Source organism: Arthrobacter sp. NPDC058127 (assembly GCF_042884555.1).
Taxonomy (GTDB): Bacteria; Actinomycetota; Actinomycetes; order Actinomycetales; family Micrococcaceae; genus Arthrobacter.
The window spans coordinates 182,436-204,278 of sequence record NZ_JBHVTT010000006.1 but is presented as its reverse complement, the minus strand read 5'-3'; the positions used below and the strand labels follow the sequence as shown (position 1 = coordinate 204,278).

The 21,843-nt window shown below is 64.2% G+C and carries 15 protein-coding genes; 4 read left to right on the top strand and 11 right to left on the bottom strand.

Going from position 1 to position 21,843, the window contains the following annotated elements:
- Positions 1–97: 97 nt before the first annotated feature.
- Both ACFVTG_RS11580 and purU read right to left on the bottom strand, forming a co-directional pair.
- Entirely contained in the window at positions 98–2,590 is a 2,493-nt protein-coding gene (locus ACFVTG_RS11580; RefSeq protein ID WP_390280529.1) for an FAD-dependent oxidoreductase, read from the bottom strand.
- A 61-nt stretch (positions 2,591–2,651) separates the two neighbouring features.
- Positions 2,652–3,566, bottom strand: a complete 915-nt coding sequence (gene purU / locus ACFVTG_RS11575; RefSeq protein WP_390280527.1) for a formyltetrahydrofolate deformylase — start codon at positions 3,564–3,566, stop codon at positions 2,652–2,654.
- A 119-nt stretch (positions 3,567–3,685) separates the two neighbouring features.
- Here purU and ACFVTG_RS11570 point away from each other — a divergent pair, with 119 nt between their 5' ends.
- Positions 3,686–4,366, top strand: coding sequence for a GntR family transcriptional regulator (locus ACFVTG_RS11570; protein WP_390280526.1), 681 nt, complete (start codon positions 3,686–3,688; stop codon positions 4,364–4,366).
- Between the two features lie 282 nt (positions 4,367–4,648).
- Here the strand turns inward: ACFVTG_RS11570 and ACFVTG_RS11565 are convergent, their stop codons facing one another.
- Positions 4,649–6,805: a glycogen debranching N-terminal domain-containing protein gene (locus ACFVTG_RS11565; RefSeq protein WP_390280524.1), complete on the bottom strand. Its 2,157-nt coding sequence runs from the start codon at positions 6,803–6,805 to the stop codon at positions 4,649–4,651.
- A 254-nt stretch (positions 6,806–7,059) separates the two neighbouring features.
- Here ACFVTG_RS11565 and ACFVTG_RS11560 point away from each other — a divergent pair, with 254 nt between their 5' ends.
- Together ACFVTG_RS11560 and ACFVTG_RS11555 are read left to right on the top strand one after the other, a co-directional pair.
- Positions 7,060–8,259 (top strand): pyridoxal phosphate-dependent aminotransferase, encoded by a 1,200-nt coding sequence (locus ACFVTG_RS11560; protein ID WP_390280522.1) that lies wholly within the window; start codon positions 7,060–7,062, stop codon positions 8,257–8,259.
- Positions 8,256–9,215 carry a 2-hydroxyacid dehydrogenase gene (locus ACFVTG_RS11555; protein WP_390280520.1) on the top strand — a complete coding sequence of 320 codons (960 nt, stop codon included), beginning with the start codon at positions 8,256–8,258 and terminating at the stop codon, positions 9,213–9,215. The genes ACFVTG_RS11560 and ACFVTG_RS11555 overlap by 4 nt, the downstream gene beginning before the upstream one ends.
- Before the next feature lie 100 nt (positions 9,216–9,315).
- Here the strand turns inward: ACFVTG_RS11555 and ACFVTG_RS11550 are convergent, their stop codons facing one another.
- Genes ACFVTG_RS11550 through ACFVTG_RS11530 form a run of 5 tightly spaced genes read right to left on the bottom strand, consistent with a single transcriptional unit; the run spans position 9,316 to position 15,229 of the window.
- The gene (locus ACFVTG_RS11550) at positions 9,316–10,053 is read right to left on the bottom strand and encodes a 5-oxoprolinase subunit PxpA (protein WP_390280518.1); all 738 of its coding nucleotides are present in this window, start codon (positions 10,051–10,053) and stop codon (positions 9,316–9,318) included.
- Positions 10,050–11,546 carry an amidase gene (locus ACFVTG_RS11545; protein WP_390280516.1) on the bottom strand — a complete coding sequence of 499 codons (1,497 nt, stop codon included), beginning with the start codon at positions 11,544–11,546 and terminating at the stop codon, positions 10,050–10,052. Before ACFVTG_RS11545 ends, ACFVTG_RS11550 begins: the two co-directional genes overlap by 4 nt.
- Positions 11,547–11,572: 26 nt before the next feature.
- Positions 11,573–12,580 (bottom strand): ABC transporter permease, encoded by a 1,008-nt coding sequence (locus tag ACFVTG_RS11540; RefSeq protein WP_390280513.1) that lies wholly within the window; start codon positions 12,578–12,580, stop codon positions 11,573–11,575.
- Positions 12,577–14,130, bottom strand: a complete 1,554-nt coding sequence (locus tag ACFVTG_RS11535) for a sugar ABC transporter ATP-binding protein (protein ID WP_390280511.1) — start codon at positions 14,128–14,130, stop codon at positions 12,577–12,579. Before ACFVTG_RS11535 ends, ACFVTG_RS11540 begins: the two co-directional genes overlap by 4 nt.
- Position 14,131: 1 nt before the next feature.
- A complete protein-coding gene (locus tag ACFVTG_RS11530; RefSeq protein WP_390280509.1) occupies positions 14,132–15,229 on the bottom strand; it encodes a sugar ABC transporter substrate-binding protein in 1,098 nt (365 codons plus the stop codon).
- Between the two features lie 144 nt (positions 15,230–15,373).
- On the opposite strand from ACFVTG_RS11530, the gene ACFVTG_RS11525 reads away from it, so the two are divergent.
- Positions 15,374–16,174: a FadR/GntR family transcriptional regulator gene (locus ACFVTG_RS11525; protein WP_390280507.1), complete on the top strand. Its 801-nt coding sequence runs from the start codon at positions 15,374–15,376 to the stop codon at positions 16,172–16,174.
- 129 nt (positions 16,175–16,303) lie between these two features.
- Here ACFVTG_RS11525 and ACFVTG_RS11520 read toward each other — a convergent pair whose 3' ends face one another.
- Genes ACFVTG_RS11520 through ACFVTG_RS11510 form a run of 3 tightly spaced genes read right to left on the bottom strand, consistent with a single transcriptional unit; the run spans position 16,304 to position 21,713 of the window.
- Entirely contained in the window at positions 16,304–17,962 is a 1,659-nt protein-coding gene (locus ACFVTG_RS11520; RefSeq protein ID WP_390280553.1) for a flavin monoamine oxidase family protein, read from the bottom strand.
- A 50-nt stretch (positions 17,963–18,012) separates the two neighbouring features.
- Positions 18,013–18,825: a nitrilase-related carbon-nitrogen hydrolase gene (locus tag ACFVTG_RS11515; RefSeq protein ID WP_390280505.1), complete on the bottom strand. Its 813-nt coding sequence runs from the start codon at positions 18,823–18,825 to the stop codon at positions 18,013–18,015.
- Positions 18,822–21,713: an allantoate amidohydrolase gene (locus ACFVTG_RS11510; protein WP_390280503.1), complete on the bottom strand. Its 2,892-nt coding sequence runs from the start codon at positions 21,711–21,713 to the stop codon at positions 18,822–18,824. Before ACFVTG_RS11510 ends, ACFVTG_RS11515 begins: the two co-directional genes overlap by 4 nt.
- Positions 21,714–21,843 lie beyond the last annotated feature (130 nt).

The window sequence follows — 21,843 nt, the reverse complement described above, 5'->3', positions numbered from 1 at the left end:
AGAGCTGGGGCGGTAGAAGAGTCGAGGGGAAAGACAGCGGCCCGGACTCTGGTTGCGAGGATGAGTCCGGACCGCGAGCCTTTGGATGGCCGTGGTGCTAGCCGCGGAGCCTGGTCATCGTCGGGTCGTACAGCGGATCGGGCGTGACGGTGGCCTGGATGCGTCGTCCGAAGTACTCGATCTCGACGGAGTCACCGAGGGAGACGGCCGCCGGGAGGTACGCATAGGCGATCGGCTTGGCAACGGTGTAGCCGTAGGCGGCGCTGGTGACGTAGCCGACTGCCTGGTCCTTGTAGAAAACCGGTTCCTTGCCCAGGACGATGCTGCGTCCGTCGTCGACGGTCAGGCAGCGCAAGCGGCGGGCGGAGTTTTCCTCGGTGCGGCCTTCCAAAGCGGCCTTTCCGACGAAGTTGTCCTTGGCCATCTTCACAGCGAATCCGAGGCCTGCTTCGAGGGGGTCGTGCTCTGTGGTCATGTCGGTGCCCCAGGAGCGGTAACCCTTTTCAAGCCGGAGCGAGCTGAAAGCGGCCCGGCCGGCCGCGATGACACCGAAGGGCTGCCCCGCTTTCCACAGCGCGTCCCAGAGGCGCTGGCCGTTGTCCGCGCTGGTGTAAAGCTCCCAGCCGAGCTCCCCGACGTAGGACAGGCGCATGGCGGTGACGTTGACTCCGCCGATGACCACATTCTTGGCCCGGAAGTAGCGCAGGCCGTCGTTGGAGAAATCGTCGGTGCTGACCGTGCTGATGAGGTCCCGGGCGAGAGGGCCCCAGAGACCGATGCAGCAGGTGCCGCCCGTCGTGTCACGCACCTGGACCCAGTCGCTGGCGGACCCGCTTTCGGTCTGGTGGCGCGCGGCCCGGTCGAAGTATGCGGTGTCGATGTTTCCGTTGGCCCCGAGCTGGAACCTGTCTTCGCCCAGGCGGGCCACCGTGATGTCGCTTCGGATGCCGCCGGCGTGGTCCAGCAGGAGCGTGTAGGTCACCGCGCCTGGCTTCTTGTCCAGGTCCGCGGTGGTCAGTTCCTGGAGCAGCTTGAGTGCTCCGGGGCCGGAGACCTCAAGGCGCTTGAGCGGTGTCATGTCATACATTGCCACCGCGGTGCGGGTCTTCCACGCTTCGGCCGCAGCGATGGGCGAGCTGAACATTCCGGACCAGGCATCGCGGGCCGGGGGCTGCCATTCGGCCGGCATTTCCTTCAGCAGTTCGGCGTTGGCTTCGAACCAGTAGGGGCGTTCCCAGCCGCCGGATTCGAGGAAGAATCCTCCCAGTTGCTTGTGGCGGGCGTGGAAAGGGCTGACGCGGAGGTTGCGGGGGGAGAGCTTGGGCTGGAGCGGGTGCAGGACGTCGTAGATTTCCACGAAGTTCTGCTGGGACGTTTCGCTGACGTATTCGGGGGTGAGCTGGACGTCTTCGAAGCGGTGGATGTCGCATTCGCCCAGGTCGATCCGGGACTTGCCCGTGGTCAGCAATTCGGCGACAGCGCGTGCAACGCCGGCCGAGTGGGTCACCCACACGGCTTCCGCGACGAAGAAGCCATCGAGCTCCTTGGATTCGCCCACCAGAGGGCCGCCGTCGGGGGTGAAGGAGAAGATGCCGTTGAAGCCGTCTTCGATGTCGCTTTCCGCCAGGGCCGGAAGCAGCTGCTTAGTCGCCTCCCAGGCCGGGAGGAAGTCCTCCAGGGTGAAGTCAAGGCGGGAAGGCATGTTGTGTTCGCTGATGCTGTCCGGCGCGTAGCTGCCGAGTTCCTCGACGTCCACTGGCATGGGGCGGTGGGCGTAGGAGCCGATGCCGTAGCGGTCGCCGTGCTCGCGGTAGTAGAGGTCCTGGTCCTGGTGGCGCAGGATCGGCAGGGAAGCGCCGTTGGGTAGTTCGTTGCGGCCTTCCTGTGCCGGCACCGGAGTTGTCTTGACGTATTGGTGGGCCAACGGCAGAAGGGGGACGGACATGCCGATCATTTCGCCGATCTTGGCACCCCAGAAGCCTGCGCAGGAGACAACGATGTCCGCAGGGATGACGCCGTCGGAGGTACGGACTCCCGTGACGCGGCGGCCGGTCTGCTCGATCCCGGTCACGGTGGTGGAGCCGCGGTACTCCACCCCGGCTGCCTCTGTGCGCTTGATCAGCAATTGGACTGCGCGGGCGGCGAGGGCCAGCCCGTCACTGGGTACATGGAGGCCCCCAAGGATGTCTTCCTCGTTGATGAGCGGGTAGAGCTCCTTGCACTCTTCGCGGGAAAGGATCTTGCCTTCGATTCCCCAGGATGCAGCGAAGCCGAGCTTGCGTTTGAGGTCGGCGAGGCGGGTCTCGGTGGTGGCGACTTCCAGTCCGCCTACCTGATTGAAGCAGCTGACGCCGTCCTCGGTGAGTGACAGGAGCTTTTCGACCGTGTATTTGGCGAAGGTTGCCATGGTCTTGGAGGCGTTGGTCTGGAAGACCAGCCCCGGGGCGTGGGACGTGGAGCCCCCCGGCATGTTCAACGGTCCCTGGTCCAGGACAGTGATGCTGTTCCAGCCGCGGGCTACCAGTTCATCTGCCAGGTTGGTGCCGACGATCCCAGCTCCGATGATGACAATGCGTGGCGTCGATGCCATGTGGTTTCTCCTGCTATTTCTCGTGTGTGGGCTACTGCTGCTGCTTGTTGTTGGGCGTCGGCTAGCGGAAGACGACGGTGCTGGTTTGGTTCAACAGCACGCGGTGCTCGCAATGCCAGCGCACGGCGCGGGAAAGCGCGAGCGCCTCGGCATCCTGCCCGACCGTGGAAAGGGCAGTCGGCCCATAGCTGTGGTCTACGCGGATCACTTCCTGTTCGATGATCGGTCCCTCATCAAGATCCGCGGTGACATAGTGCGCCGTGGCACCCACCAGCTTGACGCCGCGGTCGTACGCCTGGTGGTAAGGACGGGCACCTTTGAAGCCGGGCAGGAATGAGTGGTGGATGTTGATCGCTCGGCCCTCCAGGGCGCGGCTCAGTTCGTCGGACAGAACCTGCATATAGCGGGCGAGAACCACCAAATCGATGTTGTACTCGTCTACCAGTTCGAGCAGGCGCCGCTCCGCATCCGCCTTGGTGTCCGGGGTCACCGGAATGTGTACGAATGGAAGCCCGGCAGCCTCGGCCATGGCCCGGTGGGTTTCGTGATTGGAAACTACCAGCACCAGGTCCCCGCCCAGGCTGCCCCCGCGCCAGCGGAAAATCAAGTCGTTCAGACAGTGCCCGAACTTGGACACCATGACGAGGACGCGCTGCTTGGTCTGGTCATGGAAGCTGAACTTCATGTCGAAACGCTCAGCGATGGCCCGGAACTCTTCTTCGAGCGCTTCCGGTGAGTACTCCGGGGATCCGGAAAACGCTGTGCGCAGGTGCAGTGTCTGGCGGAGTCCGTCGTCGAACTGCTGGTGCTCTTCAATGTTGAAACCACGTTCGAACAGGAAGGTGGTGACCGCCTGTACGATGCCGGCCCGTTCAATACATGACAGGGTGAGCACGAACTTCCGGGAATGGTCGTCTTCAGAGGCACTCGCCTGCGGAAGTGTGCTTTGTGTTGGAGTCGTCTCCACGAGCGTCATGTCTCCTCCTAAAGATATATTTTCAAGTTAGCTACTGATATATCAGACTGGGAACTAGCGTATACTGGAGTTCGAGTGAGGTCAATAGTCCGTTTGGCTGGACGCGAAAGGTCGGTACCGTGGTATTTGAAGCGCTGGAAGTGGTGGATGCCGCCAGTCCGAGGTCCCTGGCTGAAGTGGCCTACGAGCGGATACGCGACAGGCTCCTGACGCTGGACATCAGGCCGGGCGACTTGTTGAACGACGATGCGCTGGCGAGGGACCTTGGCATGGGGCGCACTCCTGTGAGGGAAGCGTTGAAGCGCCTCGAGTTGGACCGTCTGGTCATTAGCTATCCGCGAAGGGGAACTTTCGCCACGCGCGTAGAGGTGACCGATCTGGCGTTTATTTCGGAGATCCGCGCCCAGCTCGAACCACTGGCGGCCGCGCGGGCGGCTCGGGTTGCGACACCGGCAGCCAGGGAGAACTTGCGCTCCGTGATGCGTGCAGTCGAGTCATTCGAGGTCGACGGCGCCTCCGTGGTGGAGACGCTCCGACTTGATGCCCGCGTGCACCAGGGGATCTATGCGGCAGCGGCAAATCCGCACCTGGAGGATGTGCTGATCCGCTACGACAACCTGGCGACACGGATCTGGTGCATGGTCCTCGATCGCCTGCCTGATCTTTCCCGCCACGTGCATGAACACCTTGATCTTCTCGGTGCGGTGATCGACGGCGACGAGGCCAGGGCTGCGGAACTGGCGCGAATTCACGTCGACGGCTTCGAAAAGGCCGTCCGTTCAGCGCTGTTTGCTGCCTAGGGAAGACCACTCCCGCCCGCCGCGGGCTGCGGCGCACCTCTTTCGGGTGCGGACGGCGCGGTTGGTTGGCGCCGGACGGCGCTGATCCTCTGCGCGCTATTCCCCGCGACCCGCTGCCGCGGCTTTGTATCGGTCTGGGGGCGGGGGCCCTTTTACGCGCGCTGCCGGATCACACCGTCCGGCGCCTTGCGCTGCCGGATCACACCGTCCGGCGCCTTGCGCTGCCGCTATGTACGACGCCGGTCGCTCGCCTTTCGCGGTGACCGGCTGGTCCTCCATTCCCTATTTTTCCGGATGCAGTTTGGCTTGCTCCACGAGATCGGTTATCCACGGCCGTTGCCCGCGGTGGAGCACCAAGCCCTCCGGTATGCCCTGAACGGAGGCTGCTGAACCGGATATGTCGATGGTGATCCGGCCGGAGCCCATAGGCGCGTTCGTGATGTGCAGTTTGCCGTAGGAATCCGGCAGGACAGGGTCCAGCCATAGCCCCCCTTGGGAAATGTGTGCGTCGTAGCGCATCAGGCTGGTCACCAGCAGGATCGGTGTGGTGGCGGCCCAAGCTTGTGGCGAACAGGCCGTGGGGTAGGGCACGGGTTCGGCAAACTGGTCGCGGCTGAAGCCGCAGAACAGCTCCGGCAATCGACCGCCCGAGTATTCGGCCGCTTCCAGCAGGGCAGTCGCTATCCGCTGTGCCTCTTCCACAAACCCATACCGAAGCAGCCCTGCCACAATGAGCGCGTTGTCGTGGGGCCAGACCGACCCGTTGTGATAGCTGGCAGGGTTATACGCCCGCATGTCGCTGGCGAGGGTCCGTACGCCCCATCCGCTGAACATCTCCGGGGACATCAGACGCTCGACCATTTGTGGCGCCTTGTCCTCATCCACAAGGCCGAACCAGAGGCAGTGGCCCATATTGGAAGCGCAGGCATCCACCGGCCGCTTATCGCGGTCCAACGCGATGGCGTAGTACCCCTTGTCCGGGAGCCAGAACTGTTCGTTGAACCGCCGCTTCAGCGTCGCGGCCCGGTCTCGAAGCTCGGCTGCCAAGGCGAGGTCGCCGGCGTCGTATGCCATCCAGGAGCGCGCCACGTATGCGCCGTGGACGTAGGCCTGGACCTCGCACAGTGCGATCGGTGGCTCCGCGAGGGTTCCGTCGGCGAAGTTGATGCCGTCCCAGGAATCCTTCCATCCCTGATTGACCAACCCATGATCGTTGAGGCGCTCATACTCGACAAAGCCGTCCCCGTCCCGGTCCCCGTATTCGCGGATCCACTCCACGGCACGGTCAGCGTTGGGCAACAGGGTGGCGATGGTCTCTTTGTCAAAACCCCAGCGACTGACGGACCCCAGCACGACCACGAACAGCGGAGTTGCATCGACGCTTCCGTAGTAGGCGGATTTGCCGCCCAGCGCCAGCCCGCTGGAGACATCGAGCCTCACCTCATGCAGGATCTTGCCGGGCTCCTCTTCGCTCATCACGTCCACAACGGTGCCCTGGCGGTCAGCCAGCGTCTTCAGAGTTCCCAGTGCCAAGGAAGGATCCACAGGAAGCGACATTTCCGAAGCCCAGAGCGAATCACGACCGAACAGGGTCATGAACCAGGGCGCTCCGGCGGCGACAACCACCCGTTCAGGATGCCCAGGGTCCTCGATTCTCAGCGCTCCCAAGTCGTCGTAGCTCCGCCGCAGCGTCCGCTGGATGGAACGGTTGCCCATCTGCAGCGCCGGAATCTTCGCCACCCACTCTTGACGACGCCGGTCACTCGGAGACATTTCGCCAGGCGCCGGATGAACAAACGGTGCGTCGGGGCGAGCGCCGTTGTCCGTGGGCACAACATTCAATCGAGTACTCCACTGCCCATAGGGCGGGACCACTATCTCAAATGTCAGCCCGTCGGCCGTGGCATTGGCCCCATCCGCCTTGACGACTACGCCCTTCCTGACGTCCTGCCACCAGGCCTGGATTTCCAGCGAGTCGCCGTCCTGATCGCGTGTCTCCGCCCAGCGCCGCTGGATCCGTGCCTCTTTCACTTCGAACAAGTCGGCGAAATCCGCCTCAATGGCCAGCACAATCTGGCACCCAGCCGGCTCAGCCGAGTAATTGCGGATGGTGATCCGCTCCCGGATCCCTGCCCCCACCTCACGCAGCCGTTCCACGATCAATGGACTGTCCGCATACCCATCCGAGAGCTGCAGGCGGCCAGCGAATAGGGCCCGATACGGTTCCTTTGTTTCAGCAGCCAGGGGTTCGAGGGGCTTGCCGTTGATAGTGAGATTCCAGCGGGAAAGGATGCGGGTATCCAGGTGAAAGACCCCGTGCGGGAGTTCGGGATGGATGTCTCCATTGGCCGATGAAATGCAGAAGGACGATCCTTCAACCAAAGTCACTGTGCCTGACCCAAGGGGTCCAGCCGCCGTGTCAGCATTCCATCCAGCCACTGCCGGCTCCTTCATACGAATGCATTATGGGCCGCGCGGGGCGCGGGCTGACTTTCGCTGCTCCCGCGTGGATGTAACCGACGCTACGCCCGTCCCGGACCTCGCGCCAGAGGACGACTTGTCTCGTAAATAAGAACCTTTGTTCCCCTTGAGACTGTTCGTATATCTTAATTCATGGTTTGATATATTAGTCCTAAACTTGATCTGAAATTCGCTGGAGAATTGATAGTCAACTCAACGAGGAGTGGAACAGTATGCAGCAACTCGCGCACCGGCTCGAACGACTGGGCACCGAAACCGCCTTCAGCGTCGCCCAGGCCGCGGCCGCCTGGAAGGCGAAGGGGAACCGTGTGTACCCCTTCCATCTTGGTGACATCAACATCCCCACGGCCGGGAACATCGTGGAAGCAATGAACCGGGCAATCGCGGACGGCTACACGGGCTACTGCCCCGGCCCCGGCATTCCCCAACTGCGCGAAGCACTGGCCGATGACATCGGCCCGCGCCGTGGCATCGAGTTCTCGCCCGACAACGTGGTGGTGATGACGGGAGGCAAACCCGTCATCACGAAGTTCCTGCAGGCGGTCATGAACCCCGGCCAGGAAGTGCTCTACCCGAACCCCGGCTTCCCGATCTACGAATCGCAGATCGAGTACCTTGGCGGCACGGCCGTGCCATACCGCTACCTGCCCACGAGCGAGGGCTTCTCGATCGACCTCGACCAGATCCGGGCCGCGATCACCCCGAACACCGTCGCCATCATCTACAACGACCTGCAGAACCCGATCTCGGCCGAGTCGACGGCGGGCGAGCGGGAGGCCATCGCACAGCTCGCGATCGAAAACGACCTGTGGGTGCTCTCCGACGAGGCGTACTTCGAGACCCGCTACGAGGGCGTTTCCAGCTCAATCGCATCTCTTCCGGGCATGGCCGAGCGCACCGTCATCCTGTACACGTTCAGCAAGAAGTTCGCGATGACCGGCTCGCGTCTCGGTTGCGCCGTCGCACCGCTCGAGATCGCCAAGGTGCTCAGCACGCTCAACACCAACGATGAGTCGTGCACGACGCACTACGTGCAGTGGGCCGGCGTCGAAGCACTCCGCGGCCCCCAGGAATCCGTGCAGCAGATGCTTGACGTCCTGCAGAAGCGTCGGGACACTGCCTGCGAGCTCGTGAATTCCATCCCGGGCATGCGCGTCGCCGTGCCGCAATCGACGTTCTACCTGTTCCCTGATGTCACCGAGGCGATGGAGCGCATGGGATACACGGCAGTCGGAGACTTCGCCGGCGATGCCCTGTACAAGACCGGCGTTTCCTTCTGCACGCGTGAGCACTTCGGCCGCCGCCTGCCCGGTGAGCAGCGGCAGTACATCCGACTCGCGTACTCGGGCATCGAGGTGCCGGATATCAGCGAGGGCCTGGGCCGCCTGCGCGAGTGGATCGAGACGGCATGAGCCGGGTCGTCGTCACGGGACGTATTCCCGAAACCGCGATCGAAAAGCTTCGCGCCGAGCACGAGGTCGATGCGTGGACGGGTTCGGAGTCGATCGGCCGCGAGGAGCTCCTGCGCCGCGTCGCCGGGGCAGATGCCGTGGTGAGCCTGCTCACTGAACGCATCGACGCCGAGCTGCTGGACGCCGCCGGCCCGCAGCTCAAGGTCGTCGCGAACGTCGCGGTGGGCTATGACAACATCGACGTCCCGGCCTGCACGGAACGGGACATCGTAGCCACCAACACGCCAGGGGTGCTCACGGACGCCACAGCCGACATCGCCATGGGCCTCATCCTCATGGCGACCCGCCGTCTCGGCGAGGGGGAGAGGCTCATCCGCTCCGGCCAGGCCTGGAAGTGGGGGATGTTCTTCCTGCTCGGGTCCAGCCTGCAAGGGAAGATCCTCGGGGTCGTCGGCATGGGCGGCATCGGGCAGGCGACCGCGCGCCGGGCCAAGGCCTTCGGCATGGAAATCGTCTATCAGTCGCGCAGTGAGCTCGATCCGGTGATCGCCGCCGAGCTGGGCGCACGGCGGGTCGACCTCGACGAGTTGCTGGCTATGTCCGACGTCGTCTCGCTGCACTGCCCGTACGGGCCTGCCACGCATCATCTGATCGGCGCCGAGCAACTCGCTGCAATGAAGAGCTCGGCGTTCTTGGTCAACACCGCGCGCGGACCGATCGTCGACGAAGCAGCCCTCGCGTCTGCACTTCGCGAGGGCGTCATCGCCGGTGCCGGGCTGGACGTCTTCGAGCGTGAGCCCCAGGTCCATCCCGAATTGCTGGAGCTGGAGAACGCGGTGCTCGTGCCGCATCTGGGCTCCGCCACAGTGGAGACGCGCACCGCGATGGCGATGCTGGCCGCCGACAACGCACTCGCCGTGCTCAGCGGTGAACAGCCCCCTGCACCGATCAATTAGAGGCAATATCCACTAAAACACCAACCGAGTTCTTGATACGGCGAAGCCGGGTGCCTGGGTTTGGCAGGCACCCGGCTTTGGCGGGCTTGGTGGGCGCGGATCAGGTGTTGAGGACGTCCCGGACTGCGGTGGCCAGTTCAACGGAATTTGCCTGGTCGGAGTGGATACAGATGGTGTCCGCCCTGACGGTGACGGTTTCACCCGTCACCGAAGCTATCGTTCCCTTCTCCAGGTATCGGTGGGTGCGTTGAACGGCTTGCGCGATCCCGGATTCGTGGCTTGAGCGGTTGACAATCACCGTGCCGTCGGCGTTGTAGTCAAGGTCCACATACAGTTCGCCGATGAACGGGATTCCCCGGCGTGCCGCGGTTGTTTCGTGGCAGGTTCCCGGGAGTCCGTAGACCGGCACGTTGAATTGCTCAGCGACATCGCAGAGGGCGTCCATCAGTTCCTCGCTTCTGGAGAGCATGGCGAACAAGGCTCCGTGGGGCTTGATGTGGTTCAGGGGTACGCCAGTGGAGTCGAGGAATCCCCATAGGGCACCGACCTGGTAACGGACCAAGTCCCGGACCTCGTCTTTCCGCAAAGCCATTTCGCGTCGTCCGAAGCCTACGGGGTCCGGCAGGCCGGGGTGGGCGCCGATGCGGACACCGGCGGAGGCTGCCTGGGTGACGATGCGGTTCATGGTGCCAGGGTCTCCTGCATGCATGCCGCAGGCGACGTTGATGGAGTCGACGAGGGGCAGGAGGGCTTCGTCGTTTCCGAAGGAGTGGATCCCGTAGGACTCGCCCATGTCCGAGTTGAGTGTCAGCTGGGGGATCAAGGTCTTGCCTTTCACGCTGTCACCCGGGACAGGTTGGGTGCCTTGCGTGCCGCGGTAGCCTTCTCGACCCCGTGTGCCAGTCCGAGCAGTTGCGGTTCGGAGTAGGGGAGGGCCATGATTTCCAGTCCGACGGGCAGCCCGCCGCTGGTGAATCCGGCGGGAACGGTGATGGCGGGGAACAATAGCTGGGACGCGATGACGGTGTTGGTCGGGTAAGTCAGGCAGGTCCAGCGGTCGGCGAAGATGTCTTCGTGGCTCGGGGCTGCGAGTTTGACGTCGGGGAAGCAAATGGCGTCAAGCCTTTGTTCGGCCATGATTCCCGCCACCACCCGCTGGAAGTCGCCTTGGAGGGCAACCCGGTCCGGATAGGTGGGGTCGTCTTTTGCCGTCGCCGGTCCGGTCGCAATCCCGACGAACAGGTCGAGCTTCTCGTGGAACTTGCCCTCCGTGTGAAGCTGTTCGATCGAATTGACGCCGAGCTCGGGCCGTTTGGCGATGAAGGCGTTCATGTCCTGCCGGGACCGTGAGAAGTACACCGAGGTATCGGCGACGTAGTCGTTCAGGTTCGGCACCTCCACATCGACCAGCTCGGCGCCAGCCGCTTCCACATTGGCCAGTGCCTGGCGGATGACGTCGTTGACCGCACCCGATTCGGCGTCGGAATCCGGACCGAAGGCCTGGCGCAGCACACCGATGCGTTTGCCGTCGAGGCCGTCCTTGGCCACGGCTTCGGCATAGGTGCCGGAGTGCCGGGCAATGGCATACGCCACGGTGTAGGGGTCTTTCGGGTCGAAGCCGACCAGTGCATCCAAGACGACGGCGGCATCCGTGACGGTTCGGGTGATCGGCCCGGCCGTGTCCTGCGGGACAACGAGGGAGGACATCCCGGTCCGGCTGATCAGCCCCGGGGTGACGCGGAGTCCGACGACGTTGCAGAAGGAAGACGGCAGCCGGATGGACCCGCCGGTGTCTTCGCCGATGCCCACGAGGGCGAGGTTGGCGGCGACGGCGGCTGCGGAGCCGCTGCTGGATCCGCCCGGGTCGCGGGCCAGGTCGTAGGGGTTGCGGGTGATTCCGCTGCGCGAGGAAGTGGAGAACCAGGAGGTGGCGAAGTCCGGCATGGTGGTCTTGGCCAGGATGATCGCGCCGGCTGCGCGCAGCTGGGCGATCGCGGTCGCGTCCTGGGCGGCTGTGTAGGCGCCGGTTGCGGCGCTGCCGAAGCTTGTGGGTATTCCGGCGGTTTCGATCTGGTCTTTGACCACCACCGGAACCCCGTGCAGTGGGCCGGAGAGTTTGCCGTTCGCGGCGAGGTAGGCGTCCTGCGCGTCGGCTTCCTCGAGTGCGGTGTCCGAGACGGTGACGATGGAGTTCAGTGCCGGTCCCTCGGCGTCGAGGGTGCGGATGCGTTCCAGGTACGCCTCGACGAGGTCGCGCACGGTGAAGGTTCCTGCGAGGAGCGCATCATGGACTTGGGTGATGGTCAGTTCTTCGACGGTTGTGATGGTCATGGTGATTCCTTGGTGGGTTCTGGTTCTTATTTGGAGGAGCTGGGGCGGCGCAGTCTGAGTGCTGGCCGGATTCCGGGGAGCCTGGTCAGGGCGGCGATGATGATGATGCCCTTGATGATGTTCTGGTAGTACGAATCGATGTCCAGGAGGTTGAAGCCGTTCTGGAGAGTGGCCAGGATTGCCACCCCGACGGCGGTCCGCCAGATGGCGCCTTTTCCTCCAGTCAAGGACGTGCCGCCGACGATGACAACAGTCAGGACATCGAAGACCAGGTTCGGGTTGAGGTTCGGTTGTGCCGAACCCAGTTGCGAGGCCGTGACGACACCGGCGATGCCGGCGCACAGCCCCGAAAGTGTGTAGGTGCTGGCCACGACGCCGCGCGTTCGGATGCCCGCGAGACGGCTGGCTTCCTGGTTCCCTCCGACCGCGTAGACGGATTGCCCGTACGGGGTGAAGGCCAGGATGCAGCCTGCCAGCAGAAGCAGGACGAGCAGGAGGATACCCGAGTAGGGGATCCCTGCGAGCCGTCCGCTGCCGAGTTCCTGGAACGGGGCGAAGCTCACGATGACGGCCCGGTTTCCCGTGATGACCAGGGTGGTGCCGGAGATGATCAGGGAACTTCCCAGGGTGGCGATGAACGGGTTGACCTTCAGCCCGGTGACGATCCAGCCGTTGATGGCTCCTGCCGCGATGCCGGCTCCGGCTGCTGCTGCGAAGGCCACGATCGGGGCTTCCGTCCGGCCGACGGTCGCCGCGATGACGGCAGTAAGGGAGTAGATGGCCCCGACGGAGAGGTCGAATCCGCCCGTGATGACCACGTACGTCATGCCGATTCCCATGATGGCCACGGGGGCCCACTGGCTGACGATGTTCATCAGGTTACCGCCGGCGAGGAAGCCCGGTTGGGCGATGCTGATGAGGGCGACCAGGACCAGCAAGGCCGCCAGGACGCCGTAACGGCGCAGGGTTGGACCTATCCGGGGCGTCTGCCCGGGCGGAGACATCCTGTTCTTTTGAAGTGTTGTCGTGCTCATGATGCTGCCATATCTGTTGTTGTGGGCCCGACGCTTCCGGGCGCCGGCGCGGTGTAAGTGTGGGTGAGGATGTCCTGGACGGTGGAGCCCGCCGGTAGTTCCGCGACCGCCCGGCCGGAGGCCAGGACAATGATCCTGTCGCTGTAGCGGGTGACTTCGTCCAGGTCGCTGCTGCACCAGATGACGCACAGTCCTTCGTCGGCCAGCTTGCGGACCGTGGCGAAGATCTGGGCTTTGGCGCCGATGTCGATGCCTCGTGTCGGTTCGTCCAGGAGTAGGCAGCGCAGGCCCCGGTCCAGCCATCGGGCCAGGACGAGCTTCTGCTGGTTTCCGCCCGACAGGGTTCCCGCTGGGGCGTTCAGTCGGTTCGGGTGGAACCCCATCCGCGCAGCGCCAAAACTTGCCCATCCCGCGAGGGCGCCGGTCTGGAAGGGACGGCGGCCCGATGCTTTGGTGAATTGGCCCAGGGCAATGTTCCACGCAGCGCTGCGGTTCAGGACAAGGGCCTGTTCTTTTCGGTCCTCCGGGGCCAGGGCGATCCCGCGCCGGATGCCGTCCCGGGGGGAACGGGGCCATGGAACCTGCTTTCCGTCGAGCGTGAGGGTCCCGGTTGTGTGCCGGTTCGCGCCGGCCAGGGTCCGCAGAAACCTGGTGCGTCCTGAACCGACGAGTCCGGCCAGGCCGATGATCTCGCCTTCGCGGAGGTCCAGTGCCGGCAGATCGACGCCGGGGGCCGTGAGTCCGCGGACGCTCAGGGCGATCCTGCCCTTGGTGTGTCCCGGGGCGGTGGGTTGGACCTCGGCCGGGGTGCCGCCGAGCATCGCGACGATCAGGGAAGGTTTATCCCAGTCGGCTGTTGCTCTGCTGTCGATCACGGCGCCCTCGCGTAGCACGGTGACCGTGTCGGCGATGTCCAGGACGTCGTCGAGGTTGTGGGATATGTAGACAACCGAGCATCCGGCGGAGGTCAGTTCCTTGATGGCTTTGTGGAGGGAACGGCTGTCTTCCGGGCCGAGCGAGGCGGTGGGCTCATCCATGACGATCAGGCGCCGGTGGCTGGCCAGGGCCCTCATGATTTCGAGCATCTGCTGGTTGGCCGTGGAGATGTCTCCGGCACGGGTGGCTGCGGGTATGGAGGTGCCGGCCGCTGCGGCGGCCTCCCGGTATTGGGCGAGGGCGGCCTGGCGGTCGATGAATCCAAACCTTCGCGGTGGCCTTCCGAGCAACACGTTGGCCAGTGCTGTCATTTCCGGAACAATGGTCAGCTCCTGGTAGATCACCGCGAGACCCGCGGCGGCAGCCTTGCCGGGCTGGCCGCCGTCGAGCTCCTGGCCCCAGATACTGACCGTTCCGCTGTCCTGGTGGACGGCGCCGGCCACGGTTTTGATCAGCGTAGATTTTCCTGCACCGTTTTCCCCGACAAGGGCATGGACTTCACCTGCCCTGACCGTGAGGGAGACGTTCCTCAGGACCTGGACATCCCCATACTGCTTGTTCAATCCGCGGACGACGAGCGCGTCGGCGGCGGTGGATGGAGCGTGGGTCCGCATGTCAGTACTCCGGGTGGAATTTGCTGGCGTTGGCTGCAGTGATGAAGATCGAGCCTGGTCCCTGAGTGACGGCGGGTGCCTGGGCCAGGTAAGCGAACCCTGGGGTGTTTTCGCCGCTGGAAAGGGCACGGACAAGCTGGGCGACACCGTAGGAGGATTCCTCGTAGGGGAGCAGCACCGATGTTGACGTCCAAGCCCCGCCGGTTACCTTGGCCACGCCTGCCGTGGTGCCTCCCACGCTGTAGATGCGGACGTCTTTCCCGGGGATCTTCCCGGCGTCGTGTACGGCCTGTTCCACACCGCGGGTCATGTCATCCCAGGAGGAAATTACGAGGTCGATCTTGCCGTTCGCGCTGATCGCGTCTTGGACCACCGAGAGAGCCTTGGCGGGGTCGAAGTTTCCCGGCTGGTCGGAGACAACCTTGATGTTCGGGTATTTCGCGGCCGCTGTCTTGATGGCGGTCTCCCATCGGGTGAACAGGTCTGATCCGACGAAGCCTCCGACGGCGACCGCATTGCAGGACGCGGTGCAGGACTTGAAGGCGTTTTCGACGTGCTCGGTGAAGAACCGGGTGGTCTGCATGCCGACGAATCCGGCAGTCTCCGGTGTGTAGTCGGGGTTGCCGCACATGGGGCTGTTGATGGTGCTGACGGGCTTGCCGCTGGCCTGGAGCAGGTGGAAGTCCGAGCATCCGGGGGCGTCCGCGACGGGCGAGAAGATGTATCCGTCGAATCCCCGCTGCACGGCGTCCTGGACTTGCTGCAACTGGGCCGCCGGGTCGAAGTTCGCGTCGAAGACGGTCAATTGGACACCCATTTTGGCGGCTGTCTCCTGCGCCCCCTTCTGCCGGGTCTGGCAGTAGGCATTGGCGGCGGCGCATTCTGCCAGGTAGGCCACTTTTTTCCCGGCTGGCGCCTTGGTCCCGGCATCGACGAACTTAAGGGTGTTGCTCATGGCTTCGGTGCTGGCCGCCGATCCCGATGCTGCGGCTGTGGCGGGGGTATCCGTTGCGGTTTTGGGAGGTGCGGTGCAGGCGCTGAGGGAAATAGCGGACACGAGTGCAGCGATCCCCAACGCTGTGCTGATCTTCAAACTCATCGGTTTCTCCAAGGGGTGGATCGGGTGGCTCCCGCAACGATCGTTGGGGGGGAAAAGTCAATGTCTAACTTTGGACATTATGCAAGGAGTATCCTTTCCTTGTAAAGGGGTTTCCACCGATATGAAGGCAAGGTGCGTTTAGCGATGCCAGAAGAGTTCGTGCCGGTTCAGCTCGGCCGCAAGGACGCGTCCGGGCAAATTGCCCGCCAGCTGCGAAGCGCGATCAGCGTCGGCCAATGGCTGCCGGGGGAGCGGCTGCCCTCTGAGTTGGAGCTGGCGGAATCATTCGATGTTGCGCGCGCCACCGCAAGGGAAGCCCTGAAGATCCTGGCGGCAACAGGACTCGTCGTCTCTTCCCGCGGAAGCCGGGGAGGGACCTATGTTGCGGTGCCTGATGCTGAGACCGTCGCCGAACAGCTCAGTGACGCGATCCGCTTGTGGTACCGGGCCGGCAACGTCTCCCTGCACGACGTGGACGAGGCCCGCTGGGTGCTGGAAATGCAGTGCGTCGACCTGGCCGCACGGCGGCGCACCGAGGACGACCTCGAGGCCATCCACCAACCGATACACCTCGCTTCGAACCCCGATCTCGATCTCGATGAATGGCTCCAGCTGGACATTGAGTTCCACACAGCGATCACCAGGGCCGCAAAGAACCAGATCCTGGAACTCGCCATGATGTCGGTGCATCTCATGCGGCCGGCCACCAACACCGTGTTCGTCGATCTGCTGGACCGCGAAGCCGTTTGGGCGCAACACACGGCCATCTACCAGGCAATAGCAGACCAGGACCCGGAAGCCGCCCGCGCGGCATTCCAAAACCACGTCGGATACCTCGACGACACCCGGCGCAAGGCACTGGCGGACGTCAGCGCGACGGACGTTTTCGTGGCAACACTGCCCGATTCGAGCCGACTGGCGGCGTCAAGGCCCCGCGCCGACTAACCGCCCAGAGCCGGCCGTTCATCCGGTGCTACCCATTGGCATGGGCACGGCCGTATGGAGCCCCTTTAAGACGGGGCCCCATACGGCCGATGCGTGAGTCGGGGCCGATGAACGGCCTGCCCGGGGAGGTCAGGGAAGCCGAACGGGTTTGAGTTCGTCGAAGCGGTCGCCCGGGCCCGGGTTCTCCGGATTGGTCTTGCCGCCCAGCTGCGTCATGACGCCCCACACGGCATTGAGGCCCGTAGTCACGGCTCCGTCGGCCCAGCCGCCGGTCCAGGAGATGCCGTCGCCGGCCAGATAGATGCCGCGGTGGGCCGGGTCCATTCCTTCCTGCATGAAGTGCGTGTAAAGCCGCTCCTGGTAGCGGTAATGCCCTGGGAGGTTGTCACTGAAGGCACCCATGAAGTTGGGGTCGTCTTCCCAGGAGACCGTGATTGGATCCCCGATGATGTGCGAGGCGATGTCCACGGTGGGATAGATCTGCTTCAGGGAGTGCAGCATAAGCCGGACTCGCTCGTCGGCATCAAGCGGTAACCACTTCAGGGCGTCGTCGTTCCAGGTGTAGGACAGGCAGATCAGGGCGGGCTGGTCGGGGCCGTTGTCCAGCAGGTAGGTGCCGCGCGTGAGCCGGTCTGTGAGCGTGGTACTCATGAGCTGGCGGCCGGTCTGCGGGTCGATGTCCTTCCAGAACGGCCTATCGACCACTACGAACGTCTTGGAGGACTGCATGTAGTGGCTACGCTCGATCGCCGTCCAGAGCTTGTGGCTGAAGAGCGACTCGTCGACGTCGATGCGCGCCGAGAGCAGCCAGCTCTGGCACGTCGCAATGACCGCCGGATACTCCCGCGACTGTCCCCACTTGTCCGTGACGGCGATGGGTCCCTCGACCGCTGCAGCTGCGCCCCCACTGCCAGGAAGGCGCCGGATGGACGCGACGCCGGGCCGCGGGTGCCCGCCGTGAAGGGACGCGAGGCTTGTGCCTTCTGGCCAGTGCGCCAGGTCGGAGGGGGCATGGTTCCAAAGACGTTCCGGCAGGAGCTGCGCCCCGCCGATGATCCGGTGCTGGTCCGCGTCGGCATCCACGTACACGACGCGGAGGATCTCCAGGATGCTGTCCGGGAAGTTGGTGTCCCAGCCGCCCGTTCCGAACCCGACCTGGCCGAAGGCCTCCCGGTATTCGAACGGGAGGGACGCGAACGCCTTTGACGTGGCCAGATAACCGGAGAAGGAGATGTCGTCGAAGCGGGGAACCAATTCGTTCCAGAGCCTCTTGATGGTGGCGAGGTCCCTGGTGCGGATGGCTTCCTGCATGGCGCCAAAGTGGGCGCGTTCCTCCAGGCAGTCGTCCCACGCGTTGGACACGTCCCGGAAGAACCCAGGCAGATCGTCGGGCCTCTCGGCATAGTGGGCCGTGCCGCCAAGTTCGATCACGGTGCTTCCGGCAGCAGGCGTCAGCGGGTTGGGGAACGGCTGGGTTTCGATGCCAACAAGATCCGCGTAGTGGAAGAACGAGGTGCCGGTCTTTGGGAAGCGCATCCCGCCCAGGTCCGCCACCGGTCCGGACTTGCCCGGCTGGGTGCCTCCACGGAGGCGTCCTCCGATCCTTGAGGACTCGTACACAACCGGCTTGAGTCCCATTTTCATGAGTTCGTAGGCTGCGACGAGCCCTGACAGCCCGGCGCCCACAACGGCCACTTCTGTGCCGTACATGTCGGCCGGGACGGAACCGATTCCCGCTTCATGGGTGATGTAGTCATCGTAGGGGAACGGGAAATCTGGGATGAGCATGCTCAGTTTTGCAGTCGGCGTGCTGGTGGCTGCGATGGTCACGTGGGTCCTTATTGGGGGTGGGCGCTGGCTGCGCTGTTGATGAACGGGGAGAGGTAGTCGGTGTCCAGCCGGGCCTGGCGAAGAGTGGACACGGCAACGTCCGCGACGATGAGCGCGGCATGGTCACCGGCGGCCGCAAGGTGCCGCCCGTACGGATCGGCGATGGTGCTCAGGCCGGCGAAGTGCGGGCCGGTGTGGTTGGCGTACGCAATGAACAGCTGGCTTTCGAGGGCTCGGGTGGGGACCACCATCGCCGGAATCAGCCTGGTGTCGAACGGGTGTGCGTCGGACTGGCCGCCTTCACGCAAGGGGACCGCCGTCGGAATGCAGAGCAGTTCCGCTCCCGCGACTGCCGCGGCACGCGCGAACTCGGGAAACTCGATGTCGAAGCAGATTCCGAGGGCAACGTTGACTCCGTCGAAGCGGACGACGGCGGGGGGTGCCTCCCCGGCGTCGAACGCTTCCTTCTCGACTGCCCCGAAGAGGTGCTGCTTGCGGTAGCGGGTCAGTTCGGCACCGTCGCGATCAAAGAAGGACGCCGAGATGTAGCGCCGCTCCCGGTCGTGTTCGACTGTGGAACCCACGATCGCCAGGCCTGCGGATAAGGCGATGTCGGCGATCTGCCGCCGCTGGACTGTCCCGTCGGTGCTGTTCACTAGGCCGGGAGCGTAACCGCTGATGAACAGTTCGGGGGTTATCAGAAGGTCCGCGCCCAGTGCCTTTGCTTCCTGCGCTCGGGCAGCAAGCCTGTTCAGGTTTTGCTGCGGTGAGTTGACCAGACCGGTCGCTTGGAGGACGGCCACCTTGATCCGGCCAGTCACTTGTTGCCCTCCAGCCGGGAGCCGGGTTCGGGTGACGCGGCATCGTCGAGGTCTCCGTTGCACAGCCTCTCAACTACGCGGGTCAGCATGTCTACGCCGGCGCAGGCGTCGTCGTCGTTCGTGTATTCGCGCTCATTGTGGGAGATGCCGTCCACGCTGGGAACGAACAGCATGACCGTAGGGACGACATCCTTCATGTTGATTGAGTCGTGCCCGGCGAGCGTGAACACTCGGCGGTTGCTGAGGCCCAGTTCGGCTGCGCATTCGGCGGCCAAGGCCACACCCGCGGGTTGGTAGGGGTTGATGCCCCAGGCGTGGGACTCCTCGACCTCAATGCTGACGTTGGCCTCCGTCTCGATGGCGGCGATACCGGAGCGGAGCAGGGCCTTGGCAGCGGCCAGGACGCCCTCATCGGCGGTCCGCAAGTCCATCACGAGGTCCACCCGGGACGGCACCACAACGGGCGAGTTCGGATACACCGTCAACTGACCCACGGAGGTGTGCAGCACGGCACCGCTGGAGTGGTCCGCGATTTCCCTCAGCAAAACCACTAGGCGCGACGCCCCCAGCAGGGCGTCTTTGCGGTCGGCGATGACGGTTGAACCCGTGTGTGCCTGCTCGCCGTGGACGGTAACCGTGTATTTCGCAGCGGCCCAGCAGGCGTGGACCAGGCCGATCGTGGTGCCGGAGTCCTCCATCGACCGGCCCTGTTCAATGTGGATCTCCGCATAGGCGGCGGCAGCGGGGCCATCGCCGCTTCCTAGGTGCCCGATTTCGGTAAGGGCTTCGCGCACGCTGGTACCCGCGGTGTCCGTAACGGACAGCGCGACGTCGGCGGGGAGCTTTCCTGTGTAGACGGAACTTCCCATCATGGACGGGGCGAAGCGGCAGCCTTCCTCGTTGAACCAGTCAACGACGGCAAGGTTGTACTTGGGAACCGCTGGCGCGTTGCCGCCGTCGGACGATTTCGAGGCTGCCCGGTCCGCCAGCCTGCGGGCGGCGTGAAGGGCCGCGGCAACGCCGTACGCGCCGTCGTACTTCCCGGCGGTCGGCTGGCTGTCCAGGTGCGAGCCCACGAGGACGTAGGGTGCGCCGGGGTTCCATTCGATCAGCGCGAAGAGGTTTCCAACTTGGTCCGTTTCCGTGCGGAACCCGTACTGGGAGGCGAGGGAGGTGAACCAGGCACGTGCTTGTGCGTCCGCCGCAGTGCCGGCTTGGCGGTCCACGCCGTGGCCGGGTGTTTCGCCGATGGTCGAGAGACTGCGGAAGTCGCGGAGGAAGGACGCAGCGTCATCGCTCGCTACCCGGCTGATGTCGGCAGGTTTTTGGGTCAGGGCGTTGGCGGGACGCGTTGCTGCGGTGGTCATGGTGTGTGCTCCTCGTTGTTGAGCCGCGTGGTGGAAGACTGGGCCGGTGATTGCTGGGCTGTGGCCCCCCGCTACCGGGATGGCGATGGTCGGCGGCCGGGTCCTGGCAAGTTCGTTGACGCGCCTTCGCACGGAGTACCAGCCGGCCATAAGGGCCGGGATGATGATTGCTAGGGAGGCCACCGTGTACGTGCCGATCGGGAAATCAAACAGCATCAGGACGAGCACCGCTGCCAGGAACGCCAAGGTCAGGTAGGAGGTCCAAGGCGCACCGAAGAGCCGGAAGGCTGGCCGCGGCATCAGTCCCGCTTTGGACAGTTTGTACAGTTTCAGTTGGCACAAAATGATGGTTGCCCAAGTGCAGAGGATGGCTAGCGCGGTGGCGTTGATGGTGATTTCGAAGGCCATCTTTGGAACAACTGCGTTGAGCCCCACGCCGAGCAGAGTGAAGGCAGCGGTGAAGAGGATTCCGCCGTAGGGCACCCCGCCGCGGCTCATCCGTTTCATGAATTGGGGTGCCGTCCCGGTCTGGGCCATGGAGCGGTAGATCCGCCCGGTGGAGTAGAGCCCGGCGTTGAGGCTGGATAGCGCGGCGGTGAGGACCACGAAGTTCATCACGTCGCCCGCACCGGGCACGCCGATACTGGCGAAGAAGGTTACGAACGGGGACTCCCCGGCCTTATAGGAGGTATACGGAAGCAGCATCGCCAGCAGGGCAGTGGAGCCCACATAAAAGATGGCGATCCGGAAGATGACCGCGTTGACCGCTTTGGGCATGATCTTCCTAGGGTCCTTGGTTTCGCCGGCGGCTACGCCGATCATGTCGATGCCGGCGTAAGCGAACACAATGCCCTGCACAATGATGACCGCGGGGAGTAGCCCGTTGGGCAGCAGGCCGCCGTGGTCGGTGATCAGGGAGAGCCCGGGCTGGTGTCCGGCGACCGGGAAGTTGCCGGCGAGGAAGATGCCGCCCACCAGGAGGAACGCCACGAGCGCGCCAACCTTGATAATGGCGAACCAGAATTCCAGTTCGCCGAATAGCTTCACGGAGATGAGGTTGACGCCGGTGACCACGAGCAGGGCCGCCAGCGCGAGGATCCATTGCGGGACGCTGCTGAACGCGGTCCAGTAGTTCAGGTAAACGGCGACGGCGGTAATGTCCACGATCGCGGTGAGCGCCCACGACAGTGAGTACACCCACCCGGAGATGTACGCTGCCTTTTCGCCATAGAACTCCCGAGCGTAGGAGACGAAGGAGCCTGATGACGGGCGGTGCAGGACCAGCTCGCCGAGGGCGCGGAGGATGAAGAAGGCGAACACTCCGCAGATCGCGTAGACAACGGGGAGGACGGGCCCGGCTGAGGCCAGGCGTCCGCCGGCGCCGAGGAAGAGTCCCGTGCCGATGGCGCCGCCGATGCCGATCATTTGGACCTGGCGGTTGGAAAGGCCCTTCTTGTAGCCGGATTGCTCGTCGGGGCGGACGGCCGTTGTCCGCTCCTCGACTGGATCAATGGTGGTCATGGAAACTCCTGGCGCGTGAAAGTGTTGGGCTGCCACAGGAGCAGCTGATTTCGATCGTCCCAAGGCGATGGATGATTGCCCATGACAGGGGCGAACGTAAAAGCATGCAAAAAATGTACGAACGTACATG